27 protein-coding genes are annotated in these 21,872 nt (G+C 51.2%); 6 read left to right on the top strand and 21 right to left on the bottom strand.

Translation table 11 applies throughout. The features are described 5' to 3' along the window. The first annotated feature begins 18 nt into the window (after nucleotides 1–18). Both C1A11_RS06615 and C1A11_RS06610 read left to right on the top strand, forming a co-directional pair. Entirely contained in the window at nucleotides 19–228 is a 210-nt protein-coding gene (locus C1A11_RS06615; RefSeq protein ID WP_102049704.1) for a zinc ribbon domain-containing protein, read from the top strand. A 73-nt stretch (nucleotides 229–301) separates the two neighbouring features. Beyond that, a complete protein-coding gene (locus C1A11_RS06610) occupies nucleotides 302–844 on the top strand; it encodes a flavodoxin domain-containing protein (protein WP_180950270.1) in 543 nt (180 codons plus the stop codon). A 249-nt stretch (nucleotides 845–1,093) separates the two neighbouring features. Here C1A11_RS06610 and C1A11_RS06605 read toward each other — a convergent pair whose 3' ends face one another. The 3 genes from C1A11_RS06605 to C1A11_RS06595 all read right to left on the bottom strand — a co-directional run bounded on the left by C1A11_RS06605 (nucleotide 1,094) and on the right by C1A11_RS06595 (nucleotide 3,724). Continuing rightward, a complete protein-coding gene (locus tag C1A11_RS06605; protein ID WP_102049702.1) occupies nucleotides 1,094–1,909 on the bottom strand; it encodes a histidinol-phosphatase in 816 nt (271 codons plus the stop codon). A gap of 88 nt (nucleotides 1,910–1,997) precedes the next feature. After that, the gene (locus tag C1A11_RS06600) at nucleotides 1,998–2,492 is read right to left on the bottom strand and encodes a hypothetical protein (RefSeq protein ID WP_102049701.1); all 495 of its coding nucleotides are present in this window, start codon (nucleotides 2,490–2,492) and stop codon (nucleotides 1,998–2,000) included. A gap of 47 nt (nucleotides 2,493–2,539) precedes the next feature. Beyond that, nucleotides 2,540–3,724 carry an AI-2E family transporter gene (locus C1A11_RS06595; protein WP_102049700.1) on the bottom strand — a complete coding sequence of 395 codons (1,185 nt, stop codon included), beginning with the start codon at nucleotides 3,722–3,724 and terminating at the stop codon, nucleotides 2,540–2,542. Nucleotides 3,725–3,981: 257 nt separating this feature from the next. Here C1A11_RS06595 and C1A11_RS06590 point away from each other — a divergent pair, with 257 nt between their 5' ends. Further along, nucleotides 3,982–4,650, top strand: coding sequence for a hypothetical protein (locus tag C1A11_RS06590; RefSeq protein WP_102049699.1), 669 nt, complete (start codon nucleotides 3,982–3,984; stop codon nucleotides 4,648–4,650). Between the two features lie 97 nt (nucleotides 4,651–4,747). Here C1A11_RS06590 and C1A11_RS06585 read toward each other — a convergent pair whose 3' ends face one another. The 3 genes from C1A11_RS06585 to C1A11_RS06575 form a co-directional block, all read right to left on the bottom strand. Then, nucleotides 4,748–5,527: an ABC transporter ATP-binding protein gene (locus C1A11_RS06585; protein ID WP_102049698.1), complete on the bottom strand. Its 780-nt coding sequence runs from the start codon at nucleotides 5,525–5,527 to the stop codon at nucleotides 4,748–4,750. Further along, a complete protein-coding gene (locus tag C1A11_RS06580) occupies nucleotides 5,511–6,422 on the bottom strand; it encodes an ABC transporter permease (RefSeq protein WP_102049697.1) in 912 nt (303 codons plus the stop codon). Before C1A11_RS06580 ends, C1A11_RS06585 begins: the two co-directional genes overlap by 17 nt. Nucleotides 6,423–6,558: 136 nt before the next feature. Next, entirely contained in the window at nucleotides 6,559–7,566 is a 1,008-nt protein-coding gene (locus C1A11_RS06575) for an ABC transporter substrate-binding protein (RefSeq protein ID WP_102049696.1), read from the bottom strand. Nucleotides 7,567–8,275: 709 nt separating this feature from the next. Here C1A11_RS06575 and C1A11_RS06570 point away from each other — a divergent pair. Beyond that, entirely contained in the window at nucleotides 8,276–8,557 is a 282-nt protein-coding gene (locus tag C1A11_RS06570; protein WP_102049695.1) for a hypothetical protein, read from the top strand. A 174-nt stretch (nucleotides 8,558–8,731) separates the two neighbouring features. Here C1A11_RS06570 and C1A11_RS06565 read toward each other — a convergent pair whose 3' ends face one another. The 9 genes from C1A11_RS06565 to C1A11_RS06520 form a co-directional block, all read right to left on the bottom strand. Continuing rightward, nucleotides 8,732–9,241 (bottom strand): QueT transporter family protein, encoded by a 510-nt coding sequence (locus tag C1A11_RS06565; RefSeq protein ID WP_102049694.1) that lies wholly within the window; start codon nucleotides 9,239–9,241, stop codon nucleotides 8,732–8,734. A 282-nt stretch (nucleotides 9,242–9,523) separates the two neighbouring features. After that, entirely contained in the window at nucleotides 9,524–9,931 is a 408-nt protein-coding gene (locus C1A11_RS06555; protein WP_102049692.1) for a hypothetical protein, read from the bottom strand. Beyond that, on the bottom strand, nucleotides 9,928–10,401 hold the full coding sequence (locus tag C1A11_RS06550; protein ID WP_102049691.1) for a helix-turn-helix domain-containing protein: 474 nt from the start codon (nucleotides 10,399–10,401) through the stop codon (nucleotides 9,928–9,930). Before C1A11_RS06550 ends, C1A11_RS06555 begins: the two co-directional genes overlap by 4 nt. Nucleotides 10,402–10,636: 235 nt before the next feature. Beyond that, complete coding sequence (gene fba / locus C1A11_RS06545) at nucleotides 10,637–11,500, bottom strand: class II fructose-1,6-bisphosphate aldolase (RefSeq protein ID WP_102049690.1); 864 nt, start codon at nucleotides 11,498–11,500, stop codon at nucleotides 10,637–10,639. A 121-nt stretch (nucleotides 11,501–11,621) separates the two neighbouring features. Then, the gene (locus C1A11_RS06540; protein WP_180950269.1) at nucleotides 11,622–12,272 is read right to left on the bottom strand and encodes an SdpI family protein; all 651 of its coding nucleotides are present in this window, start codon (nucleotides 12,270–12,272) and stop codon (nucleotides 11,622–11,624) included. Further along, nucleotides 12,262–12,552, bottom strand: coding sequence for an autorepressor SdpR family transcription factor (locus C1A11_RS06535; RefSeq protein WP_102049688.1), 291 nt, complete (start codon nucleotides 12,550–12,552; stop codon nucleotides 12,262–12,264). Before C1A11_RS06535 ends, C1A11_RS06540 begins: the two co-directional genes overlap by 11 nt. Nucleotides 12,553–12,644: 92 nt before the next feature. Further along, nucleotides 12,645–13,517, bottom strand: coding sequence for a DegV family protein (locus C1A11_RS06530; protein WP_102049687.1), 873 nt, complete (start codon nucleotides 13,515–13,517; stop codon nucleotides 12,645–12,647). 86 nt (nucleotides 13,518–13,603) lie between these two features. Further along, nucleotides 13,604–14,116, bottom strand: a complete 513-nt coding sequence (locus C1A11_RS06525) for a tRNA (cytidine(34)-2'-O)-methyltransferase (protein WP_102049686.1) — start codon at nucleotides 14,114–14,116, stop codon at nucleotides 13,604–13,606. Continuing rightward, on the bottom strand, nucleotides 14,107–14,940 hold the full coding sequence (locus C1A11_RS06520) for a pyridoxamine kinase (RefSeq protein WP_180950268.1): 834 nt from the start codon (nucleotides 14,938–14,940) through the stop codon (nucleotides 14,107–14,109). Before C1A11_RS06520 ends, C1A11_RS06525 begins: the two co-directional genes overlap by 10 nt. Nucleotides 14,941–15,217: 277 nt before the next feature. Here C1A11_RS06520 and C1A11_RS06510 point away from each other — a divergent pair, with 277 nt between their 5' ends. Beyond that, nucleotides 15,218–15,409: a hypothetical protein gene (locus C1A11_RS06510; RefSeq protein WP_102049683.1), complete on the top strand. Its 192-nt coding sequence runs from the start codon at nucleotides 15,218–15,220 to the stop codon at nucleotides 15,407–15,409. A 207-nt stretch (nucleotides 15,410–15,616) separates the two neighbouring features. Here C1A11_RS06510 and C1A11_RS06505 read toward each other — a convergent pair whose 3' ends face one another. The 4 genes from C1A11_RS06505 to C1A11_RS06490 form a co-directional block, all read right to left on the bottom strand. Next, the gene (locus tag C1A11_RS06505) at nucleotides 15,617–16,780 is read right to left on the bottom strand and encodes a phosphoglycerate dehydrogenase (RefSeq protein ID WP_102049682.1); all 1,164 of its coding nucleotides are present in this window, start codon (nucleotides 16,778–16,780) and stop codon (nucleotides 15,617–15,619) included. 2 nt (nucleotides 16,781–16,782) lie between these two features. Next, a complete protein-coding gene (gene serC / locus C1A11_RS06500; protein WP_102049681.1) occupies nucleotides 16,783–17,865 on the bottom strand; it encodes a 3-phosphoserine/phosphohydroxythreonine transaminase in 1,083 nt (360 codons plus the stop codon). A 233-nt stretch (nucleotides 17,866–18,098) separates the two neighbouring features. Beyond that, the gene (locus C1A11_RS06495; protein ID WP_102049680.1) at nucleotides 18,099–18,617 is read right to left on the bottom strand and encodes a cob(I)yrinic acid a,c-diamide adenosyltransferase; all 519 of its coding nucleotides are present in this window, start codon (nucleotides 18,615–18,617) and stop codon (nucleotides 18,099–18,101) included. A gap of 109 nt (nucleotides 18,618–18,726) precedes the next feature. After that, on the bottom strand, nucleotides 18,727–19,368 hold the full coding sequence (locus C1A11_RS06490) for a histidine phosphatase family protein (RefSeq protein WP_102049679.1): 642 nt from the start codon (nucleotides 19,366–19,368) through the stop codon (nucleotides 18,727–18,729). Between the two features lie 271 nt (nucleotides 19,369–19,639). On the opposite strand from C1A11_RS06490, the gene C1A11_RS06485 reads away from it, so the two are divergent. Continuing rightward, nucleotides 19,640–20,329 carry a helix-turn-helix domain-containing protein gene (locus tag C1A11_RS06485; protein WP_102049678.1) on the top strand — a complete coding sequence of 230 codons (690 nt, stop codon included), beginning with the start codon at nucleotides 19,640–19,642 and terminating at the stop codon, nucleotides 20,327–20,329. Between the two features lie 72 nt (nucleotides 20,330–20,401). On the opposite strand, the gene C1A11_RS06480 is transcribed toward C1A11_RS06485, so the two are convergent. Further along, nucleotides 20,402–20,653, bottom strand: coding sequence for an AbrB/MazE/SpoVT family DNA-binding domain-containing protein (locus C1A11_RS06480; RefSeq protein WP_102049677.1), 252 nt, complete (start codon nucleotides 20,651–20,653; stop codon nucleotides 20,402–20,404). A gap of 100 nt (nucleotides 20,654–20,753) precedes the next feature. Beyond that, nucleotides 20,754–21,845, bottom strand: a complete 1,092-nt coding sequence (locus tag C1A11_RS06475; protein WP_102049676.1) for a hypothetical protein — start codon at nucleotides 21,843–21,845, stop codon at nucleotides 20,754–20,756. Nucleotides 21,846–21,872 lie beyond the last annotated feature (27 nt).

Raw genomic sequence — 21,872 nt, 5'->3', positions numbered from 1 at the left:
AAAAAGGAGACGACAGTGATGCAAAAGCAAACTTACATTTGCCCCAAATGTGGCAACACCAGCTTTGAGAACGACCAGTTCCAGGCAACCGGCGGTAACTTCGCCAAAATTTTCGATGTGCAGAACAAAAAATTTATCACGGTAAGCTGCACCCGCTGCGGCTACACCGAGCTATATAAAGCACAAACCGATGACGGTATGAACGTTCTCGATTTTCTGCTTGGTTAATTTCATCGCTCTGCCTGCGCTTTGCACGGGCAGGGCGATATTTTCTATTTTTTAAATGAAAGGAGCATCTTACGTGAAACCTGTCGTTCTGTATCAATCAAAATACGGCGCAACAAAACGCTATGCCGAATGGCTTTCTGCCGCACTCGATTGCCCTGCGCTTTCGATTAAAGGGGTCAATCCCGAAGCACTTGCAGCCTATGATACCATTATTATCGGCGGCGGCGTCTACGCTTCCATGATTTCCGGCATCTCTTTTTTACAAAAAAATTATGCCTTATTTGCTGAAAAGCAGATTTTCGTTTTCGCAGTCGGTGCCTCCCCGGAAAGTAAAAACGTACTTGCTGATTTGCGTACCCGTAACCTGCCGGGAGACCTTGCGGCGTTGCCGCTGTTTTATCTGCGCGGCGCATGGAACCAATCTGCACTCTCTGTGCCCGATAAGTTAATCTGCTCGATGATTCGAAAATCTGGCGAGCGCAAGGGCATCGGTTCCATTGATGAGCAACACGCAGCAATGCTTGAAATCATCGGCACACAGCAAGACTGGACCGATCGAGCTGCTTTGCATCCACTGCTTACGGCGTTGCAAACCCAAGAGCCCCTTTTGCAATAAAAAATACTGCGGTTTTCGGCCTGGTCAGGTGAAAACCGCAGTATTTTATTTTATCGCTTAGCTTTCGTGTCTCAAAGCCTTTTATAAGCTTCCAGTCAGCCCTTTGCTCGTGCTGGGGGCAGTTTTTCCATAAACATCTTTTGATTTGTGGAAAACCAAAAGCCATTCTTTGGTCGCAGTAATGTTTTGCAGCATTGCATTTTGGTTGAACCTATTACATGCTGACACCAATCCTGCGTTTCGCATTGCTTATTTGTGTAAATCAGCATCAGTCAAAAACGAAATTGTATCAGTTACAGGGATCCCAAGCTCTTTTAACAAGGCAAGGCCTTCTTCGCGATAGGTTTCATCTTCAATGTGGTCATTATCGTGTGCATCCACGCCGAGGATAGCGGTGCAGCCTTCCTCGGCGGCAATCTCCCAAAAGCTGCGGTGGGGGTAGCATTCTACCCCGTTTTCATGATTATACAGTGCCCCGGCGAGATTATATTCCAGCAGCACACCCAGTTGCTTCGCTGCCTGGCAAATCGAGCGGCTGACACTGCGGGCGTTCTCGTCAAACTTAGGATAGCTGCGCATAAACAGGTCTGGGTGTGCAAAATACGCATAGAGCGGGTCCTGCATGCCTTTGAGAGCACTGTCGTGGTAGCTGCGCAGCATCGCAACGTTGGTGGTACCATTGCCATAGTAAGGACCCGTTTCATCATCGGGATAAAAATGGTTGCCAAACAAAACGTAGTCTATCTGCTTTTGCGCCACCAGTTCGCGCAGCCAGCTCATATGCTCCGGGAAATATTCGCTCTCCAGTCCAATTTTAATCGTAATTCCGTCTTTATATTTTTGTGCCAGCGCTCGTATGCTTTGCAGATATTCGTCTGTGCTTTCCGGCGAAAGCCGCATATGCGAGACATAGCCCGAAGCGTAGTTCCAGGGCCCGTGTTCAGAAAAACCAAGCTCTGTATACCCGGCGCGCAAGGCACTTTTTACGTAGTCTTCATCCAGCCCAACTGCATGGTTGCAGCGCATGGTATGGGTGTGATAATTGGTTTTGCGCAGTTTTGTCATTTTGCAGTGGTTCCTTTCCTTTGCTGTTCATGAAAAAGCGCTCCTGCCCTTGGGCCTCACGGCCAACCGGTCAATGGAGCGCTTTTCGTTACATGATGGGGTTTTCTGGGATGCGGATAGCTGTGTAATACAGCAGGCTGCCTTTTTCGTAGCCCACCTCAATTTTATACACATAAATGCCGGGGCTGCTGGGGGTGAGAATTTCACTGCCGGCAATTTCATAATAATCCTGCGAATAAATGCTGCCATCCGCACGCGATACCTTCATCCGGATATAGTTCGGGTCAGACATTGTGATAACCAGCGGTGTGCCGGGTGTTACGTCCAATACCGAAAGTGCCAGGTCCGCATTTTCGGGCGAAAGTGCAGGCCCGTACTTTTTACAGGTTAAATAGTTCCACTCATAGTGTGCCCGGGGCACCACCAGCTTTGTATAACCTACTGAAACATCAATCAGCGGCAGGGTGTTATCCGGGTCAGCAGAATCTATTCGCTCTTTTACCACGACGCTGAAAGTCGCCGCAAGCATAATAAGCGCCACAGCCAGTATAATTTTTACCGTAACGCGTTTGGGTTGTTTCATGCGAAAAAATCATTCCTTTCGGGCGCAGGTTCAGCGTTGCATAACCACTAGGGATCCATCTTTTGCGGTGGCTCTTCTACTACGGGCACTGGCGGTACCGGGTTGCCTTCCGGGTCAATCCCTTTTTCGCGCAGACGTGCTGCAACAAACTCACTGCCCAGTGCATACAGCACAGCGAAGCTCGGAACGCCCAGCACCATACCGGGGAAGCCGAACAAACCACCGCCGACAATGATAGCGACCAGTACCCAAATAGCGGAAAGCCCCGTCGAATCACCGAGAATCTTCGGCCCAAGAATGTTGCCGTCAAACTGCTGAAGCAGCAGCACAAAGATGCCGAACCACACCGCGCCCCATGGGTCCACAATCATCAGAATCATGATGGAGGGGATAGCGCCGATGAAAGGGCCAAAGAACGGAATAATGTTGGTAACACCGATGATAACGCTGATGAGCATTGCATACGGCAAACGCAGCAGGTTCATGCCCACAAAGCAGATGACACCGATGATGGCAGAATCGAGGATTTTACCAACGATAAAGCCGGAGAACACCTCATTTGCATGGGCGCAGATAGAAAGAAAACGGGTCGCTTTCGGGCGGGGAGAGAAGGCATACACCAATTTACGGAACTGCCGCACCAGCGTATCTTTGCTGGTGAGCATATAGATAGAAGAAATCAGCGCAGTCAATGCATTTACAACACCGCTGCCGATACGCACCGACATATTGAGCAGCTGCGGCAGCCCTTGAGTGACGAGCTCGGTTAACCGGTTAACAAGGTCGGTGTAGGAGATGAGAAACGGCTTCGTCGTCTCGGGGGAAAGATGCAGCTTTTCTGCAAGCGCGTGAATGTAGCCGGTAAAGTTTTCAAGATAGATTGAAATATTATTTGCCAGAGCAACTAGGCTTTGGCCTACCTGCGGTAGCACTAAGCCGAGCAAAGCACAGAGCAGCAGGAATGCCAGCATGTACACCACAAAAATAGAAAGCCCGCGTTTCATACGACATTTTGAGAACAGCTTACGCTCGAAAAAATTCACGGGGCGGTTTAACAAATATGCAATGGCAAAACCGATGATAAACGGATTGATAATGTTTACAAAGGTTGCTACCCGGGCAGAAACTTCTCCAAAATTAGAAAGTGCGAGATAAACTAAGATGCCAACCACCACAACAAAAAGGTTGGCAAGGGTTCTTTTGTTCAGCAGCCATTTGCCGTGTCGTCTCATGGCAGGCCTCCTTTTACAGCACCTTGGGTGCTATTTTTTCTTTACCTTATATTATATACCACAGCCTGCCAAAAAGCCAGAGTTGCAGGTGCTTTCTGCCTCGAAAAAGCGCTGAAGGGATCGTTTTTTAGGCCATCGGCAATATTCTTTCATCTGTGGCACGCCAGCTGCATAAACTAATGGGACAACGTCTCGAATTCTGCTGCTGCGCCCATGTGCCAGGCTCCGCACAGCGCACCGAAAGGAATGGCTGAACCATGATCACCTCTACTTCTCAAACGCGTCTTTCTCCGGAAAGCTTTGTCTGCCGCCGCATGTTGCGGCAGGATATTCCCCAGCTTTGTGCACTTTACGCTGGCTTTTTCGCGCCCTCTGCCTGCCCTACCTGCCGCGAGGTAACCGAGCGGTTTGAAGCAGGCGAATGCTACGGCATCTTTCATCAAGACCATCTTGCTGCTGCCATTACGGTATTACCGATGGCAGCGCGTATTTCGCCTGCGACCGAACTGCGCACCTTGCACCACTGCCTGCCGGCCTTGCCCGGCGATGCCAAATTGCTTTGTGATGCAGCATTCGCTTCCCCGCTGCCTGCGTCGGCCGAATTTTTGCTTGCGGCACTGCTTTCTTTTGTAGAGGCTAGCTGTGCACGCGGCGGCAGCCTGCCGGTGCTTTGTGCGGTACTGCCGGTAAAGTCCTGCGCCGGGCTGCGGGTGCTGTTTGAGGGCGAATTTTTACTGTATGCCATCCGGCCTATGGTGCGGTTATGCCCCTGCTACTTATTCTGCCGTGACCCGAACCAGACCGATACATATACTCTCACCCGACAAGAAGCGATCCACGACACTCATTTTATTAGCCGCGAACTCGAGGAAGGCTGGCGTGGCTACGACCTTGTTTCGGAAGAAACACTTTTACTGCGCCGATAAAATGCAAAAGGCAGACCAAATGGCCTGCCTTTTTTATTGGTTAAATCAAAGAGTGCTAATCCGCCCGTTGCTATTGCAGACTGTTTTCTTTCACAACTCAGCTCAGCAGCATACGGTCATTATCGAGGCTTTTGCGAAACTTTACCAGCAGTGTTTCCACTGTCATTGCGGCACGCTCTTCCCCGGCAATATCCAGCACAATGTGCCCATCCTCCAGCATCAGGGTGCGGTCTCCCAATCGGAGTGCGCTTTCAATGTGGTGGGTAATCATCATGCAGGTCAGTTTTTGCTCGCGCACCGTTTCGCAGGTAAGTGCAAGCACCTTCTCTGCGGTGGCGGGGTCCAGTGCAGCGGTGTGCTCATCCAAAAGCAGCAGTTTGGGCGGTACCAGCACTGCCATCAGCAGTGTCAGTGCCTGCCGCTGCCCTCCCGAAAGCAATCCCACCGGGCTCTCCATGCGGTCTTCGAGGCCAAGGCCCAGCGTTGCAAGTTTTTCACGAAACTCTTCACGCTCTTTTTTGCCAATACCAAAGCCGTGGCTGCGCTTGCACTGCATATAAGCGAGGGTGAGGTTCTCGCTTATGGTCATATGCGGGGCGGTACCCATCATAGGGTCCTGTAAAATACGGCCAATTTCCCGGCTGCGGCGATAAGCGGGCAGATAGGTGATATCTTTGCCGTCGAGCAGAATCTGGCCTTCGTCGACCAAAAAGCTGCCGCCGATTGCATTAAACAGAGTGCTTTTACCGGCTCCATTGCCACCAATCACGGTGACGAACTCGCCTTCTTTCAGTTCCAGGGAAAGCGGGCCAAGCGCGCGTTTTTCATTGACTGTGTCGGGATAAAAAGTTTTGCTGACCTCATTTAGTACGAGCATGCAAAGCACCTGCCTTTCTCTTTTTTGCAGAAAGTGCAAACGATGCGCGCACGGTGGGCGCGCTGATGGCAACTGCAACAATCAGTGCGGAAACCAGCTTTAGGTTAGAGGGAGAAACCGAGGCAGAAAGCGCCACCGCAACAATCAGGCGGTAGATGACTGCGCCGCCGAGTGCGAGCGCAATACGTTTGCCCATGCCACCTTGCCGCAGCAGCACCTCGCCGATAATAAGTGAAGCAAGGCCGATAACCACCATACCGGTGCCGGTATTAATCTCCATAAACTGCTGATACTGTGCCAGCTGTGCACCGGCAAGTGCTACCAGCGCATTGGCAAGTGCCAGGCCAACAGCGGTGGTGTAAGCCGGGTTGATGCTGCTGGCCTCTACCATGGCACGGTTGTCGCCTGTCGCGCGGACGGCAAGCCCCAAGGGCGTGCGCAAAAACAGCCACACCCCAATGCCACAAAGCGCTGCAATCAGCGCAATGGGAACCAGCTTTGCAAACTGGCTGCCAAACACTTTTTCAGAAAGCGAAAACACCGTGGTTTTGCGCAGCAGTGTGAGGTTTGCTTTATTGCCCATAACCATAAGGTTGATAGAATACAGTGCCGTCATGGTAATGATGCCTGCAAGAATCGGTGCCACGCGGCATTTGGTTTGCAGCACTGCGGTTATAAGGCCCGCAGCCGCACCCGCAAGCGGGGCTGCAACCAGTGCAAGCAGCGGGTGCCCTGCCAGTGTCAGCACCGCAGACACTGCGGCACCCAGCGTAAAGCTGCCGTCTACCGTCAAATCGGCAATGTCCAGCACCCGGTAAGAAAGCAGCAGTGCCAGTGCGACAAGACCATAGATAAGACCCTGCTCCACGGTGCCCATTAAAACCAGAAAAGACATACTGTATCCTCCGTTGTATCAAAAGCTAAAATCTGCCATGCCGTTTCTGCGGCAATAGTTTAATCGCCCCAGTGAAGCCGGGCCACCTGCTTTGCGCATCCGCATAAATTTGCCGGTAACAGCGCAGTGCGTCAGATTATTTTACATAACGCTGCACATCAACCCCCAGCGCTTTTGCGGTATCGGGGTTTACTGTGATTTGTTTGTCGGTCAGTGTTTCTACAGCCAACTCGTTTGCTGAAGTGCCACTCAGCACTTTCAGTGCCATCTCTGCGGTTTGTTTGCCAAGGTTGGTATAGTTGATACCCACCGCTGCAAGACCGCCGTCGTACACCATCGTGTCGGCAGAAACATAGACCGGCACACCTGCTTTATTTGCGATTTCTGCCACGGCTGGCATTGCCATGGCAATCGTGTTATCAATGGGGACGAAGATGGCATCGACTTTATTGACCATCGTGGCTACTGCTGTCTGAACATCGCCGATGGCAGCAACTGCGCCCTCTTCGTAGGTGCAACCGTTTGCCTCAAGGTAAGCTCTGGCATCGCGCAGCACCGAAGCACTGTTGTCTTCGCTGGTGCAGTACAGCAGACCGAAATTCTTTGCATCGGGGGTAAGCTCTTTCGCAAGTTCGAAGATAGCATCTACCGGAATCGCATCTGAAGTGCCGGTCACGTTATGGCTCGGCGCATTCAAATCTTCGACAAGCCCAGCTGTGACGGGGTCGGTAACTGCGCTGAAGATAACCGGAATGTCGGGGGAAGCAGCCGCTACGGCAGCCTGCGCTGCGGGGGTAGCAATCGCAACAATCAAATCCACCTTATCTGCAACAAACTGCTGGCAAATGGTATTGATGGTAGACGGATCGTTCTGTCCGTTCTGGTAATCTATCTCAACGGAAAGCCCATATTCGGGTGCTTTTTCTTCCAGCTGCGAAACAACAGCGGTGCGAATTTCATCCAGCGAGGGGTGCTCGGTAAGCTGAATCAGCCCTACTTTCATCGATTTGCTGCCGCTTGCAACTACCTGTGATGTAGCCGCAGAAGCTGGTGCGGAGGATGCCGCGGAGCTGCCGCATCCGGTAAAGAGTGAAGCGCCCAGGGTGAGGGCGGTCAAAATAGCGAGGTATGCTTTCTTTTTCATAATCGATGCTTCCTTTCAAGTAAAAGCGCAGCGTTGCTGCGGGTCAGTCGTTTTTCGGGCACGACCGCTTCTTTCGCATCGAGAGGCTTGCATGGGCAAGCTCTGCTTTATCGGGAAAGAAGCGGCTTTTTATCAAATTGCAAGCTGCGCCATCGCCATCGTTTCTCCTCTAGGTTCATCCGTTTGCCGCTCCTTTCTGTCGTTTTAACTGGTTAAGAGTGCAGGTTTTCGACAAACAAAAAAGACCTGCCCTTGTTTAACACAAGGACAAGTCTCTGAATTCAAAGAAACCTGCGGTACCACCTTGATTGCCTGCGCCAGTTACGTGCGCAAAGCCACTCTACCGGGTGCTATCACACCCTACGCCCTGTAACGCGAGCACGCGTCGTCAGATACTCAAAAGCCAAAACTTTCTTTCTCCTCGCCCTCAACGGTCCATTTACCTGCTCCGCTCTGCGCCCTTTCTCAGCATCCGGGCTCTCTGTGGCTGCGCCTGCAGTGTTATCTCCGTCTCAACGGTTTATAGCTATTAAACACGATTTGCCTGTATTTGTCAAGCATGAATTTGAAAAAAATTTGATAGTGTTTGTGGGCAGATGGTATTTTTTACTTTACAATTTCCCGCACAAGGGTTTGTTGTAATGCTCTTTTTAAAACACTATAATAATAAAATATGCTTTATGTTACCTGTACGCTGAAAGGAGTTTTTATGAAAGACCAAAAGCAGCCAACCCATAAGAGTACTGCTTATCGCATTTTACAAATATGTGAAGCCATCTGTTTTCTAGCACTGGTAATCTTATCTGTTTTATATTTTACGGGCAAGTGGCCCGATGCGATGTTTATTACGCCTGGGTTATTTATGGTGAGTATATTTCTTCACGCTGCAAAAGCTTGGCGCAATAATCGCACTTTAGCTATTTTAAATATTATTGAGGGCTGCGTGATGCTAGTAGGGTTCTTTTTGATTGCAAAAATTCTGCTGCGTTAATTTTCGAGCTTGTGCGGCGAATATTTTCCACCGGATTTTTTGCTTTTGTGGAAAAACTAGTGCCAGCAGTCCCTGCGCTATTGGAGATTATTTAGCTTATGTTATGCAAAAGGCGGCGGGTATGTTTTCCGCATATCCGCCGCCTTTATTATTTTACCCTTTTGATCTGTACCGTTACTGCATTGCTTTGCGCAGTGCACTATTTTTTTCAATTACACGCACAAGCACCAAGCCCAGCAGTACGCAGCTTAAAATCTCGCCAATGCCTACCGTTACCATGTTCACGGCAAGCACTGCACCGGTCGCCGGCACATCCATAAAGAAAAATGTAATCTCGGCACCGATAATTACTGCATTAAACAGCACCGGCGAAAGTGCCGACCAAATCGGCAGGCCGTGCCAGCGCAGGTTGCGCAGCTTATAGGTTACCAGTGCGGCCAGCAATGTCGCCAAGGTGCCAAATACCGCGTCAATCGGCGAAGAGCCAATCAAATTGGTCAGCAGGCAGCCTAGGGTTACGCCGATAATGGCATCCGGCGCAAAAACCGGCAACAGGCAAAGCGCCTCTGCAAAGCGCACCTGCACTGCCCCGTAAGAAAGCGGAGCAAACGCCAGGCTGACAGCGGTGTAGAGCGCTGCAACCATGGCACAGCGCGCAAGCTGTTTTGAGGTAAACTGTCTCATATTCAATTTTCTCCTTCGGACGAGGGAAAGCAGCCCTGTCCCGCGGCAAATTTTAGCTTGGCGGCGCCGCAAAATTCCGCAAAGCTTCGCGCAAAGCGCGGGTCGAAAAGGGCGGATACCGGCAGCGAGGGAAATGCCCTGCCCCGAAGTATCATGCGCCAAAGGCGACCGGTGGTTATTTTATCATATCCCCTGCCAAAAGGCAAGCAAACGGGTGCTGCGGCAGCAATGGCAAGTGTTACCTGCCGCACCCATTTACCCGGGAACTATGCAGTTTAATTTTCAGCTTGCAGCCAACGTAATGTACAGCCCCAAAATACCCTCAGCGATACTTACGCTGAGATGTGTTTGCTCCTTTTTCAGCAATACACCCGCAGATGCTTCGTTCTCTGCGGCTTCAATTTGCTGGTACCCGTCAGCTTCCAGCGTGCGAAGATAGTCTTTCCCCTCTTCGGCGGTAATGTCTTTTATGAAAATCGCGTAATATCCTTTTTCTGCGTCTGAGATAACATAATCCGGGCTACCTTTTTCGGGCTCGGGGATCGTTTCGGTATATTTATTTTCGGGCCACGCCGTAATCTGCTGGGGCACTGGCTCGGTTGCCGTATCACTGTTATGCAGCTCTGTCTGCATACATCCGGCAAATGCCAAAACCACAAGCAAAAGCGCGGCACACCATGTTTTTTTCATTTTTGTTTTCCCTTCTGTCGGGTTTTCGCTTTTATAAAAAGCACAGCCGTAAACAGTACTAAAAGCACAGTAATGCCGTAAAGCAGGTAAAGGTAGATGGGCGTACCGCTTACCCAAATGTTAGTTGCTGCGTCAGCATAGCCTATTACATTGTCTGGCAACGCATTCTTTTGCTGCCAAAACAGTGCCGCTGCAGAAAACAGCACAAAAAGTACGGTCACCGCCGCCAAACGCCGGTGACCTCTGCCTCGTTTTTGCGGCATAGAATCGAGCGTTTGCGGTTCAGTCAGCTCGCTGAGGGAAACACCGAATAAATTGCAAAGTGCCATCAAATTTGCGGTACTGGGCAGCGAAACGTCGCTTTCCCACTTTGCGACTGCCTGCCGCGAAACATTTAGCTCATTTGCGACTGCCTCTTGCGACAGTTGCCTTTTGGTACGAAGCGTTTTGATTTTTGCGCCAAGCTGCATAGTAGGCTCCTTTACTTTTGCCATGTTGAATCGAGCAGTTTTAAAATACAACAAATCGAAAATCTTGTCTATCAACTATTGCGCAACAATTGGTTGCGCGACTCTTTTTGCTGTTGTATGCCTGTTTTTACGACAGGATATAAAGAAAAGCGGCAATCACCGGTAAGAGCAATTGCCGCTTTTTCCTATTCTTTTTAGCGCCCAAAACCAAGCGGGCAGCCAGCAAGTGTCAGCCTTATGCTTTGCCTGCAGAGCCGAACAGCTCGATTTTCTCACGCACGGTTGCTTTGATGGCGTCTACGCCGGGGGCAAGCAGCTTGCGCGGGTCGAAGCCTTTGCCTTCAAGGTCTTTGCCGGCTTCGATATATTTACGGGTAGCCTCTGCAAAAGACAGCTGGCACTCGGTGTTAACGTTGATTTTGGAAACGCCAAGATCGATCGCTTTTGCAATCATGTCTGCCGGGATGCCGGTGCCGCCGTGCAGCACGAGGGGCAGTGTGCCGGTTTTTGCCTGGATTTTGTCGAGTGCGACAAAGTCAAGACCTTTCCAGTTCGCGGGGTATTTGCCGTGGATGTTGCCGATGCCTGCTGCGAGGAAATCAACACCGAGGTCTGCAATCATTTTGCACTCTTCGGGGTCAGCAACTTCGCCAGCGCCAATCACGCCATCCTCTTCGCCGCCGATGGAGCCGACTTCAGCTTCAATCGAAAGGCCTTTTTCGTGTGCCAGAGCAACCAGCTCTTTGGTTTTTTCAACGTTCTCTTCGATGCCGTAATGGCTGCCGTCGAACATAATGGAGGTGAAGCCTGCATCGATGCAAGCTTTTGCGCCTTCATAAGAGCCATGGTCGAGATGCAGCGCAACCGGCACAGTGATGCCGAGGGCTTTGTCCATTGCTTTGACCATATCAGCGACGACCTTAAAGCCAGTCATATATTTGGCCGCGCCTTCAGAAACGCCGATGATAACCGGAGATTTCATTTCTTCTGCGGTTTGCAGGATTGCCTTGGTCCACTCCAGGTTGTTGGTATTGAAGTGCCCAACGGCATAATGGCCGGCCTTTGCTTTGGTCAGCATTTCGCTTGCGTTGACTAACATGAGTAGTTACCTCCATGAAATTATTTTCTGTGTGGAGTATTTGTCCAACCCTTATTATATACAAATCACGACAAGATTACAAGGCGGCAAACCGCTCTCATTTTTGCATAAAACAATCCTGTTATTGTGGCTTTTGTCTGCGGTAAGCAAGGTAAGAATACAGCACCGGCACTGCTACAATCAAAATTAAAATAGCCCCAGTTACCATTGCGTTAATGCTCGGCGGCAGTAAAAATGCAGCCGCAATTAAAACCAGGCCGCCCCAAAACCAAAGGGCACCGCCCAGCCGGTGAGTTTTGCGCCAGACTTCCTCGGATGCGAGGGTCCACGGCGTTTTGATGCCGACAAAATAATTGTGCTTAAATTTAGGCATGTAATTGCCGAGCAGGCAGAACAATACACCCACAGCCGCCGGAACCAGTATCTCGGTGCGCACCGTTTCGGGAGAAAAAGCGCTGGTGATAGTAATGCCTGTCATCACAATGAGGAACAAATTGAACACCAAACGAAAAATATCGTAGCTTTTTCGAAAAGAAGCATAGTTATTGCGTTTAGGGTCTATTTTCGGTAGCACGACAAACAGCAGATTAACGCCAATGCACATCAGTGGCATCATCCATGCCGAGCTGCGGCTGCCCCAGCGGTCAATCTCGCCCGCTGCGTTCCAGTGCATCGGCACTGCGTCCGGCAGGGTCGGCATTGCAATTGCAGTAAGTATCAGCGGCACCAGTGCGAGGCACCAGCAGATGATTTGAAACCGTTTATTTTTCATCTTCGCCGCCTCCTTTTTTGCCGCCAAAGGAACTAATCCAGCGCATAATATCCTCCATAACCGAGGTATTGAGCTGGTAGTAAATATATTTGCCTTCACGCTCATCGTCCACCAAACCTGCTTCTTTTAAGCAAGAAAGGTGATGACTGATGGTGGCGCCTGTCATACCAAAGCCTTCGCCCAGCTCTCCGGCTGTCATTCGGTCATGTTCCGAAAGGCGCTCTAAAATCGCCCTGCGTGTAGGGTCACCGAGCGCTTTAAACGTTTGTTGCAGGGACACTGTGCCGCCTCCTTGATTAGATGATTTTCTAATTGTATTATAGCGGCTTCCCTGGATACCGTCAAGAGAACATCTACCGTGTGGTCGCCCTCTTAGCGGTTAAGGTAAACAATTGCCACGGCATCGGTACCGGTGTTGCTGGTAACTGCCGCGCCAAGTTTAAAGCAAAGCTCAGGCGGGTAGCCCATTTCTTTTTCGCATAACTTTGCCAGCTCTTTTACATCGCCGTGCTTATCGTCAAACCCGCGGGTACCCGCAATCAGGTAAGGGGTACGGTCGCCGGAGTTTGCTTTGAGATGCGCGCAGAGGGTCGGCAATATTTTTGCATCACCGCGCACCTTCTGTATCACCTTTGTCTGGCCTTGAATTAAGGTGATAATCGGTCGCAGTCCCATCAGTTCGCCAGCAAAGGCCGCAGCAGCAGAGATTCGTCCACTTTTTTTGATGATTTTCAGGCTGTGAACAGAGAGTACAATTTCCACTTTCTGAAAGCCGTCTACAAGGTAATCCACTACATCAGAAAGCTCGGCACCGTTTGCCAGTTTTTTGGCTGCCATCAGCACAAAAATGCCATATCCCATCGAGTAGGTATGGCTATCTACAATCGCAATTTTCATTTTGCTGTCGGGGTGCTCATCTAAAAACATGGCGCGTGCTGCCTGCGCGTTAGAGTTGGTGGCACTGCCGGTAGAGTTGATGGAAATATACAGCACCTCATCTACACCTTCAGCGTCGAGCTGCTCAAATTTATCCAAAAAAGTAATGGAAGTGATCTGCGAAGTCGTGGGCATGTTTTTCGCCTCGTCCAGCAGCTGATAGTAGCTGTCGAAGGTGAGGTCTTCCCGCTCGTAGTATTCTTTGCCGTCGACCTGAATGACAAAGCTCATGACGTCAATATTAAACTGAGCCGCAAGCTCAGGGGGCAAGTCGCAGGCGGAGTCGGTTAAGACCACAAATTTCTTCATTCGTTCAATCCTTCCTTTCCGGTGCCGCGGCAATTTGCTCAGCACCGCTGCAGCCGGGCTGCAAACTGGTTATCTTATCGTTTCGTTTAGAGGTCTAGCGGGGCGTCGCTCCAGTCATAACGGGTTAGCGCGCCAATTTCTTGCAGGCCGGTAAAATCGCGCTGACGCAGTGCTTCGTACACTGCAATCGCGACGGTGTTTGAGAGGTTGAGGCTGCGTGCGCCGGAAATCATCGGCAGGCGCAATGCACTGCCCGGGTGCTCAAACAGCAACTCCTCGGGCAATCCTGCATCTTCGCGTCCAAATACCAGGTAAGCATTTTCGGGGTATTTCACATCACAGTAACGGTGCTGCCCCTTAGTGGTAAAATAGAAAAACGGGCCTTCGTTTTTGGCAAAAAAGTCATCGAGCCCGTCATAATAGGTGATGTCCAACAGGTGCCAGTAGTCGAGCCCGGCACGTTTCAGCTGGCGGTCGGTGATGGTAAAGCCCATTGGCCCTACCAAATGCAGCCGTGCGCCGGTGGCAGCACAGGTGCGAGAAATATTGCCGGTATTCTGTGGAATGCGCGGCTCTACCAGCACAATATTTAATGGCATAGCAAATCCTCCAATGTCCCAAGAAGGGGTTCAAACTCTACCCCAAAGCGCGGCTCACAGCCGGCGGCAAACGTCGTATGTACGACGCGCTGCGTAAAGCAAAGTGCTGCATTTGCGGCGGCTTTCAGGGTTTTGCCCCGCAGCAGTGCGCCCGTGAGCACTGCGGTAAACAAATCTCCGGTGCCGGGGTATTGCGCGTTCACATAGTCACATTCCAGCATAAAAAAATTGTTTGCTTTTCGGTCAAAACCGCCGCAAACCACATGGTCTTCGGCCAGGCGGCAACCGGTCAGTACCACATCACACCCGAAGGTTTCCGCCAGTTGCCGGCATCTGCTTTCCAAAAGCTGCTCGTTCCAGCACGCCGTCAGCGGGTCTTGCCCGAGCAGCAGCGCGGTTTCGGTGGGGTTTGGGGTAATTACATCTGCCTTTTGGCAAAGTGCGGAAAGTGCTGCGACCATGCCGGCATCAAAGCCGTGGTAAAACTTACCGTGGTCGGCCATGACAGGGTCTACCACAATCAGTTCTGCAGTGTGTTTTTCCAGCGCGCTGCAAACCAGTGCCGCCTGTTCGGGGCCAGTCAGGTAACCGGTAGAAATCGCATCAAAGCAAATTTTTTGTTTTTCATAGGCAGCAAAGCTACGGGCCATCTGGTCGCTCATCTGCTGCACTTGTACAGGTGCAAAGCCACCAAAGTGGCTGGAAAGTACTGCCGTTGGCAACGCGCAGCATTGTACACCCGCTGCGGAAAGCACCGGCAGGATGACCGCAAGGCTTGCACGGCCTACCGTGGGCAAATCATGGATACAAAGCGCTCGCTTCACAGCAGCCGCCCTCCCTCTGGTGCATTTTTGGTCAAAATGACCTGCAATATTACTATATTATAGCGCACTTTAGCAGAAAAATAAATTGTTTTTTTGTACAGCGGCCGACTCGCGGGATTGCTGAGTGAAAAATTCATAAAACGCAAAGCAGCGGGTATGCTAACGGTGAAGCAGCCGACAGAAAAGCTGCTGATGTGACAATATAATCCACAAATGGACAGCAATGGCTTTTCTGCTGTATAGCAGGCCTTAGCTGCAAAGAAAGGAAGAAAACAAGATGAAACGCGAAAGTGAAGCAATGGCAAAGGGCGCCGCTCTTGGCGTTGTTGCAGGTGCCGCCGCCGGCATGGCAGGCGCATACCTTGCCTCCGAAAACAAAACCGAAATTAAAAAGTTTGTAAAAAAAGCTGAAAAAACCGCAAGCAAGGCGCTGGACCAGTTTGACGAAATGCGCCGTATGCACTACTAAGCGCGTTTTTAAAGCCCAGTGCCCCTAATGGGCATATTTTCACAGCATAGCTGATTTTCTCCTCTTTTCTCTTTTCTGGCCGATTTTCTATCAACCGGCCAATCCTCCTATTCTTCTGAAACACAGGCATACAAAAAACTGCGGGACGCCGAGCAAGAGGCGTCCCGCAGTTCTTTTTGCCGTAAATACAGCGTTAGATAAGCAATTCTAGATAATGCGCACGCGAATGGTGCCGGGCATGCCTTTTAGGCGTGCCACTACACCGCCGCCTACATTGCCGGAAACATCCAGCATTGTGTAAGCGTAACCGCCGCGGCTTTTGTTGACCAGGTTTTCGATGTTGAGACCTGCATCGCTTGCGGCACCGGTGATGCCGGAGAGCATGCCGGGCACATTTTTATGCAACACGCAAATGCGGCTGCCGCCAACGCGGGGCAGTTCCACGTCGGGCCAGTTGACGCTGTTTTTGATGTTGCCGTTGAGCAGGTAATCCTGCAGCTGGTCTGCTGCCATAACTGCGCAGTTCTCTTCGCTTTCGGGGGTGGAAGCGCCGAGGTGCGGCAGTGTGACAACGCCGGGCTCACCGATCAGTGCATCGGTGGCAAAATCGGTGACATAGCCCGCCACCTTGCCGCTGCGCACTGCGCTAATCAGCGCGCCGGTTTCTACCAGCTCGCCGCGTGCAAAGTTCAGCAAACGCACACCGTGCTTCATCTGAGAGATGGCCTGTGCATTGATGAGGCCACGGGTGTCTTTGGTAACCGGCACGTGCACGGTGATGAAATCGCACTGGGCATAAAGGTCGCCCAAGTTGACACAGTGGTGGACTTCGTGAGAGAGGTTCCAAGCGGCATCGACCGAGATATACGGGTCATAGCCATATACTTCGAGGCCAAGATGGGTTGCGGTGTTGGCCACTTTAACACCAATGGCACCCAGGCCGATGACGCCGAGTTTTTTGCCGGCAAGCTCCGGCCCTACAAATTTCTTTTTGCCTTTTTCAACCAAAGCCGGCACTTCTTCGCCTTTTCCTTTGAGGGTATCCATCCAGCGGACGGCAGGCGCAATGTTGCGGGCAGCCAGAATCAGTCCGGCGATGGTCAGCTCCTGCACTGCATTTGCGTTTGCACCGGGGGTATTGAATACCACGATGCCTTTTTCGCTGCAGGCATCGACCGGAATATTGTTGGTGCCGGCACCGGCGCGTGCAATTGCACAAAGCGATTCGGGCAGCTCCATCTCTTTCATTTCAGCGCTGCGCACGAGAATACCAGTGGGATCCTCTACGTCGTCGCCGATGTTAAACGCGTTGGTAGAAAGGCGTGCAAGACCTTTCTGAGAAATGCTGTTAAGTGTAAGAATATCTTGCATTGTTAGCCATGCTTCCTTTCAAATTCTTTCATAAATGCGACGAGCTGTTCTACGCCCTCGCGCGGCATTGCATTGTAGATGGAGGCGCGCATACCACCCACCAAACGGTGGCCTTTGAGGTTGATGAAGCCTTCTTTTTCTGCCTCTTTGCAGAACAGTTTATCCAGGTCTGCATCGGGAGAAGTAAAGGTAACGTTCATAATGCTGCGGAACTCTTTTTCTACCGGGTTCTGGAAGAAGGCGCTTTCGTCAAGATAGTCGTAGAGCAGTTTTGCTTTTGCGTTGTTCAGCTCTTCCATCTTAGCAAGGCCGCCGATTTCTTTTTCGATGTAATTAAGCACCAGGCCTGTCATGTAGATGCACCAGCAAGGCGGAGTATTATACATGCTGTCGTTGTCGATGATGGTTTTGTAGTCCAGCATGGTCGGCACGTTGGCTGCGGCATGGCCCAGCAAATCCTCGCGGATGATTGCAATTGCCATACCAGCCGGTGCAACGTTTTTCTGCACGCCAAAATAGATAGCGCCGTATTTGCTCACATCGGTGGGGCGAGAAAGGATGCAGCTGCTCATATCGGCAACGAGGGGGATGCCCTCTACCTGCGGCAGCTTGGTAAAGCGGGTGCCGAAGATGGTGTTGTTTTCGCAGATATGGATATAGCTTGCATTTTTGCTGTATTCGATTGCATCGACATCGGGAATATAGGTGAAGTTTTTATCTTTGCTGGAAGCAACGATGTTTACCTTGCCGAATTTTTCCGCTTCTTCTGCGGCTTTTTTCGAAAAGTTGCCGGTCACGAGGTAATCGGCCTCACCGGTGGTCATCAGGTTCATCGGCACCATTGCAAACTGGGTGGAAGCACCGCCCTGGAAGAAGCCGACTTTATAGTTTTCAGGGATATCGAGCACCCGGCGGAGCGCCGCCTGCGTCTCGGTGATGATGGCATCGTACACACTAGATCGATGGCTCATCTCCATTACCGACTGTCCGCTGCCGGCATAATCCAACAGTTCGCTCTGGGCAGTTTTCAGCACACTTTCGGGCAGCATAGAAGGACCCGCGCTGAAGTTGTATACTCTTGCCATTGTCATTTCCCTTCCTTTCATATCATTCGTGCATCCGCTTGGGAGCGCGGATACCGCGCCGTGTTTTACGGCATTTTTTATGGCCCACGGCTTTGTTTATTTTAGTGGACCGTATGATACATTTTACAGAAAATATCACGCCGTGAACAGAGGTAAAAATGCAGAAAAAGCCCGTAGGGACGGGCTTCTTTTTCCACAACACCTACAAATGTTCGCGTGTGAAATACAATTATTCAATATTCAATGCCGCGGCGGGCATTTAGGCCCTTATCGTAAGGGTGCTTTTCTGCCAAAAAGCGGGTTATATAGTCTGCCGATGCAGCAAGCTGTTCTGGGCAGCTGTGCCCGGTGAGCACCAGCTCCAGCGCCTCGGGTCGCTTCTGCACAATCCCTTGTAGCAGGCCAGCGGGTAAAATGCCGAGCTCTTCGGCATCCAACACCTCATCCAGCACAAGCAAATCGAGGTCGGCCATCCGCGCAGCTGCCTCCTGCAATGCCGCAGCGGATACATTGCGGCAAACCTGTTTCTCGGCTTCGTCCATTTCAAACCAAAAGCGGGGGCCGGTGGCGGGGGCCAAAACCCATACCCCCAGCGTTTCAAGCGGCGCACGCTCGGCAGTGGGACGGCCTTTCAGAAATTGCAAAAAGCCACAGCGCAGCCCTGCGCCGCATGCACGGACACAAAGCCCCACGGCAGCTGTCGTTTTGCCCTTGCCATCGCCGTAATAAAGATGCAGACATCCTTGTTTCATTTTACTGCCCTTTCCTTTTGGCCACGATGCGAATTTCAGCATTACCGAAAGCAATACTGAGGCACTTTCATCCCACAGATTCACATTTTTGCGTTTTGCGTAACAGAAATTACTCCTGCGCGCAGGTTTCGCCGTAGCCGTACGGCACAATATTGGTCGCTTCCACAATGCCGTCCCGCATATAGCTGGCGGTACTGGTGATGATGGTAAAACCGCAGCCGGGGTCGCAGGCCCAAAGCTGAGGCTCACGCTCCGGCACCGCGTGCATGGCAAGTGCTGTCATAAGCAGGCCGCCATGTGTAACAACCGCCACTTCGCGGTTATCGCTGCGAATTACGAACTCGCAAAGGCGCTGCAATGCGGTGCTGCAGCGTGCAGCAAACTCCTTGCCGCTTTCGCCGCCCGGGGGGGTAACCTGCTTGCTGGGATCAAGCCAGTCGTGAAAATCCGGGTTGCCCTCGAGTTCTGCCGGGGTTTTACCTTCAAATTCACCAAAGCTGATTTCGCGTAGGTCATCGATACCAATCTGCTTGATGCCGGGATATAAAATATCGGCGGTCTCGCGGGCGCGCAGCATCGGCGAAGTAATGACGAGCGGTACGTTGGGATATTCAAAATCACGGCGCAGCGCTTCCAGCTGGGCTCGGCCTTCCGGGCAAAGCGGCAAATCGGTGCCGCTGCCGGCATAGATGCCCTCCAGGTTGGCGCGGGTAAGGCCGTGGCGAATCAGATGCAGTTTGTATGTTTTCATTCGGTTGATTCCTTTCTGGTCCGGTACAGAGTTCACGTTTCATTGTGGCCCCATTGGGGCGAAAAATCACAAAAAAGTCTCTGCTTTTCAGTATTTTAAAACTTTGCCTAAAAATAAGTGTCGAATTTTGACAATTTAATTATTTACAAATCGCTTTTTGTCGCTTATAATTTACAATACGTATTCAAAAGTACCGCTGTATACCAGCGGTATTTTAGCGAAGACAGGTACGCTGTGTAGAAAATACACCAAAAAGGGCAAGGAGTCTGAAATGACGCAGGAATTTAGTCGTATTATCACGCTTTTACGCAAAGAAAAAGGAATTACCCAAAAGCAGGCCGCTGCCGAACTTGGCGTTTCGCAGGCGTTGCTTTCTCATTATGAAAAAGGCATTCGTGAATGCGGGCTGGATTTTGTGGTACGGGTAGCTGATTTTTACGGTGTTTCCTGTGATTATCTTCTGGGGCGCAGTGCAGACCGCAGCGGGCTGACGCTCAAGGTGGAGGATATCCCGAACCCCGAAACAACCCGCGACAGCATTTACAAAGGCAGCCTGCTGCCCACCTTAAATAAAAAGCTAATTTCCAACTCGCTGAACATTCTGTTCGATAAACTGGGCAGCTGCCAGAATAAGGCGCTGACCAGCGAAGTAAGCAGCTATTTAATGCTTGCTGTATATAAAATGTTCCGCACTTTGTATGGTGCAGCTCCCAAAAACGCTTCCAGCATGTTCAGCATCCCCAAAGAGGTCTATGCTGGCTATGCACTCGCAGAGCAATGCCGCGCAGAGAGTAATGCTGCTGCACTGCTTGCAGGGCAAGATGTCGGGCTTGGCGAAACGGATTGCGATTTATCATCGCTTGCCATGACCACCGAAGCGCTTTCGGCAGATTATCCGCTTTATGCCACCAGCCTGTTGAATCTTATTAAAGTAAGCGAAAGCCGCATGAGCGGCGAATAAGCTTTGCCTTCAAAACCAAAGAGTACCCGTTGCCGGGTACTCTTTTTTTATGCCTCTTTGGTTTGCAGTGTCTTATTGCTCCGGCTCGCTTGCAACTTCTTCCCGGCAATTTTTGCAAATCCACTTACCGCGGAACGGTGCAAGCTCTTTTCGGTTGCCACAAAACACACAAGCCTCCGTATGCTTTTGTAGTATAATCTGGTCTCCCTGCGCAAAAATTTCCAGCGGGGTTCCCTCTTCCAGGTTCATGCGGCGACGAAGCTCCACGGGCAACACAATACGTCCCATATCATCAAGATGACGTGTGATTCCAGTTCCCTTCATACTTTGGCTCATCCCTTTCTCATTGAAATTACAATTGCAACAGTACTCTTTTCACGCTTTTGGTTTGCAGCAACGCAAGCCAAAAGAACGGCTAAGGTAATTACGGCAGCACCCGCGGGTTAGGGTGCGGGGTTTCCAACAAGTTGTGGATTTCTGCCGTATTAATCTGTCCGGAAATTGCAGACGGGCGAGCCGCCAAGTCAAGCAACAGCGTTGCATATACTTCATCGCCGCCATGATATCCGTCCAAATATTGTACTGCGGTAGTGCCTTCTACACTGCCGTAATTATAGCACTTTTTTCCATATTCTGCAAATAGTTCCTCAAGGGCATCCGGCAGCTGTGCAAGGTAACCGTAATGACCGCTATCTGCCATTTTTTGTGCCACAGACGGAGCGAACGGGGGCAGAATGCCTACAACGTCGATACCAGCTTCTTCGCAAAAAGCAAGCAGGCTGCGGGTCGCCTCCAACGCGCGTTCAGAAGGTGCCTCGCCCCAGGCAAACCGTGCACGGGAAAAATCAATGTCGCGCATCGTATCAGCGAAAAGCGCTTCCGGCTCGTCGAGCGATTTTTCCGCCACCTCGCCATAATGGTAGCTGCCGTCTGCCGAAAAACCGCTGCCACGCCCTGCCGCTGCAAGGCCATAAACGCCCGGCTTGCTGCGCAAATTATCCAGCAGCGAAAACTTGCGGTTGCCATAGCTTGCACCCACACGCAGCAGCGCATCTTTTTTGACCGGAATATCCATAAGCTGCAACTCCTGGGTGGCATTCTCTGCACACCAGGTTTCGTTGAACATATTCTGGTCCAGCACCAGCACTACCGTGTCAGGGCGAGACTGCTCGGGCATTGCACGCAAAAAGCGTTCATAATCATAAATATCACGCGCACCGCCACCTGCGTTAAAAAAAGACGGCTCACTGAAAAACGCAGCACGCAGCTGCATGCTGCGGCTGGTACCGAGCACCAGCAGCTTGGCCTGCTTTTGCACCGCGGTGCGGTATTTGAACGCCTGAATATTTTCATGGTAAGCGCTGCCATAACGTTGCAGGCTGCCGTCCATGGCAGCGGCTACCACATCGTCCAGCGGTGCAAGTTCACGGCTGTTGAGCAGGACGATACCAAACAGCAGATAAAGCAGTGCAATCGGCAGCAAAAACAATGCCGTAACTTTTAAAAAGCGTTTCAAGCTCGTCCCCTCCTTTCGTTGCGGCGT

Origin of the sequence: Pygmaiobacter massiliensis, assembly GCF_900199435.1 — a bacterium.
GTDB classification, from domain to species: Bacteria; Bacillota; Clostridia; order Oscillospirales; family Ruminococcaceae; genus Pygmaiobacter; species Pygmaiobacter massiliensis.
The sequence above is the reverse complement of the archived record's forward strand: the minus strand, read 5'-3'. Positions and strand labels throughout refer to the sequence as shown.

Bases quoted from the DNA above. Each gene is read 5' to 3' on its own strand.
- C1A11_RS06590 (WP_102049699.1), top strand. From the start codon at position 3,982: ATGATCACCTCTACTTCTCAAACGCGTCTTTCTCCGGAAAGCTTTGTC.
- C1A11_RS06575 (WP_102049696.1), bottom strand. From the start codon at position 7,566: ATGAAAAAGAAAGCATACCTCGCTATTTTGACCGCCCTCACCCTGGGC.
- C1A11_RS06570 (WP_102049695.1), top strand. From the start codon at position 8,276: ATGAAAGACCAAAAGCAGCCAACCCATAAGAGTACTGCTTATCGCATT.
- C1A11_RS06605 (WP_102049702.1), bottom strand. From the start codon at position 1,909: ATGACAAAACTGCGCAAAACCAATTATCACACCCATACCATGCGCTGC.
- C1A11_RS06615 (WP_102049704.1), top strand. From the start codon at position 19: ATGCAAAAGCAAACTTACATTTGCCCCAAATGTGGCAACACCAGCTTT.
- C1A11_RS06540 (WP_180950269.1), bottom strand. From the start codon at position 12,272: ATGAAAAATAAACGGTTTCAAATCATCTGCTGGTGCCTCGCACTGGTG.
- C1A11_RS06505 (WP_102049682.1), bottom strand. From the start codon at position 16,780: ATGCAAGATATTCTTACACTTAACAGCATTTCTCAGAAAGGTCTTGCA.
- C1A11_RS06485 (WP_102049678.1), top strand. From the start codon at position 19,640: ATGACGCAGGAATTTAGTCGTATTATCACGCTTTTACGCAAAGAAAAA.
- C1A11_RS06580 (WP_102049697.1), bottom strand. From the start codon at position 6,422: ATGTCTTTTCTGGTTTTAATGGGCACCGTGGAGCAGGGTCTTATCTAT.
- fba (WP_102049690.1), bottom strand. From the start codon at position 11,500: ATGTTAGTCAACGCAAGCGAAATGCTGACCAAAGCAAAGGCCGGCCAT.
- C1A11_RS06600 (WP_102049701.1), bottom strand. From the start codon at position 2,492: ATGAAACAACCCAAACGCGTTACGGTAAAAATTATACTGGCTGTGGCG.
- serC (WP_102049681.1), bottom strand. From the start codon at position 17,865: ATGGCAAGAGTATACAACTTCAGCGCGGGTCCTTCTATGCTGCCCGAA.
- C1A11_RS06565 (WP_102049694.1), bottom strand. From the start codon at position 9,241: ATGAGACAGTTTACCTCAAAACAGCTTGCGCGCTGTGCCATGGTTGCA.
- C1A11_RS06480 (WP_102049677.1), bottom strand. From the start codon at position 20,653: ATGAAGGGAACTGGAATCACACGTCATCTTGATGATATGGGACGTATT.
- C1A11_RS06555 (WP_102049692.1), bottom strand. From the start codon at position 9,931: ATGAAAAAAACATGGTGTGCCGCGCTTTTGCTTGTGGTTTTGGCATTT.
- C1A11_RS06550 (WP_102049691.1), bottom strand. From the start codon at position 10,401: ATGCAGCTTGGCGCAAAAATCAAAACGCTTCGTACCAAAAGGCAACTG.
- C1A11_RS06490 (WP_102049679.1), bottom strand. From the start codon at position 19,368: ATGAAAACATACAAACTGCATCTGATTCGCCACGGCCTTACCCGCGCC.
- C1A11_RS06595 (WP_102049700.1), bottom strand. From the start codon at position 3,724: ATGAGACGACACGGCAAATGGCTGCTGAACAAAAGAACCCTTGCCAAC.
- C1A11_RS06510 (WP_102049683.1), top strand. From the start codon at position 15,218: ATGAAACGCGAAAGTGAAGCAATGGCAAAGGGCGCCGCTCTTGGCGTT.
- C1A11_RS06585 (WP_102049698.1), bottom strand. From the start codon at position 5,527: ATGCTCGTACTAAATGAGGTCAGCAAAACTTTTTATCCCGACACAGTC.
- C1A11_RS06530 (WP_102049687.1), bottom strand. From the start codon at position 13,517: ATGAAGAAATTTGTGGTCTTAACCGACTCCGCCTGCGACTTGCCCCCT.
- C1A11_RS06525 (WP_102049686.1), bottom strand. From the start codon at position 14,116: ATGCCATTAAATATTGTGCTGGTAGAGCCGCGCATTCCACAGAATACC.
- C1A11_RS06495 (WP_102049680.1), bottom strand. From the start codon at position 18,617: ATGAAACAAGGATGTCTGCATCTTTATTACGGCGATGGCAAGGGCAAA.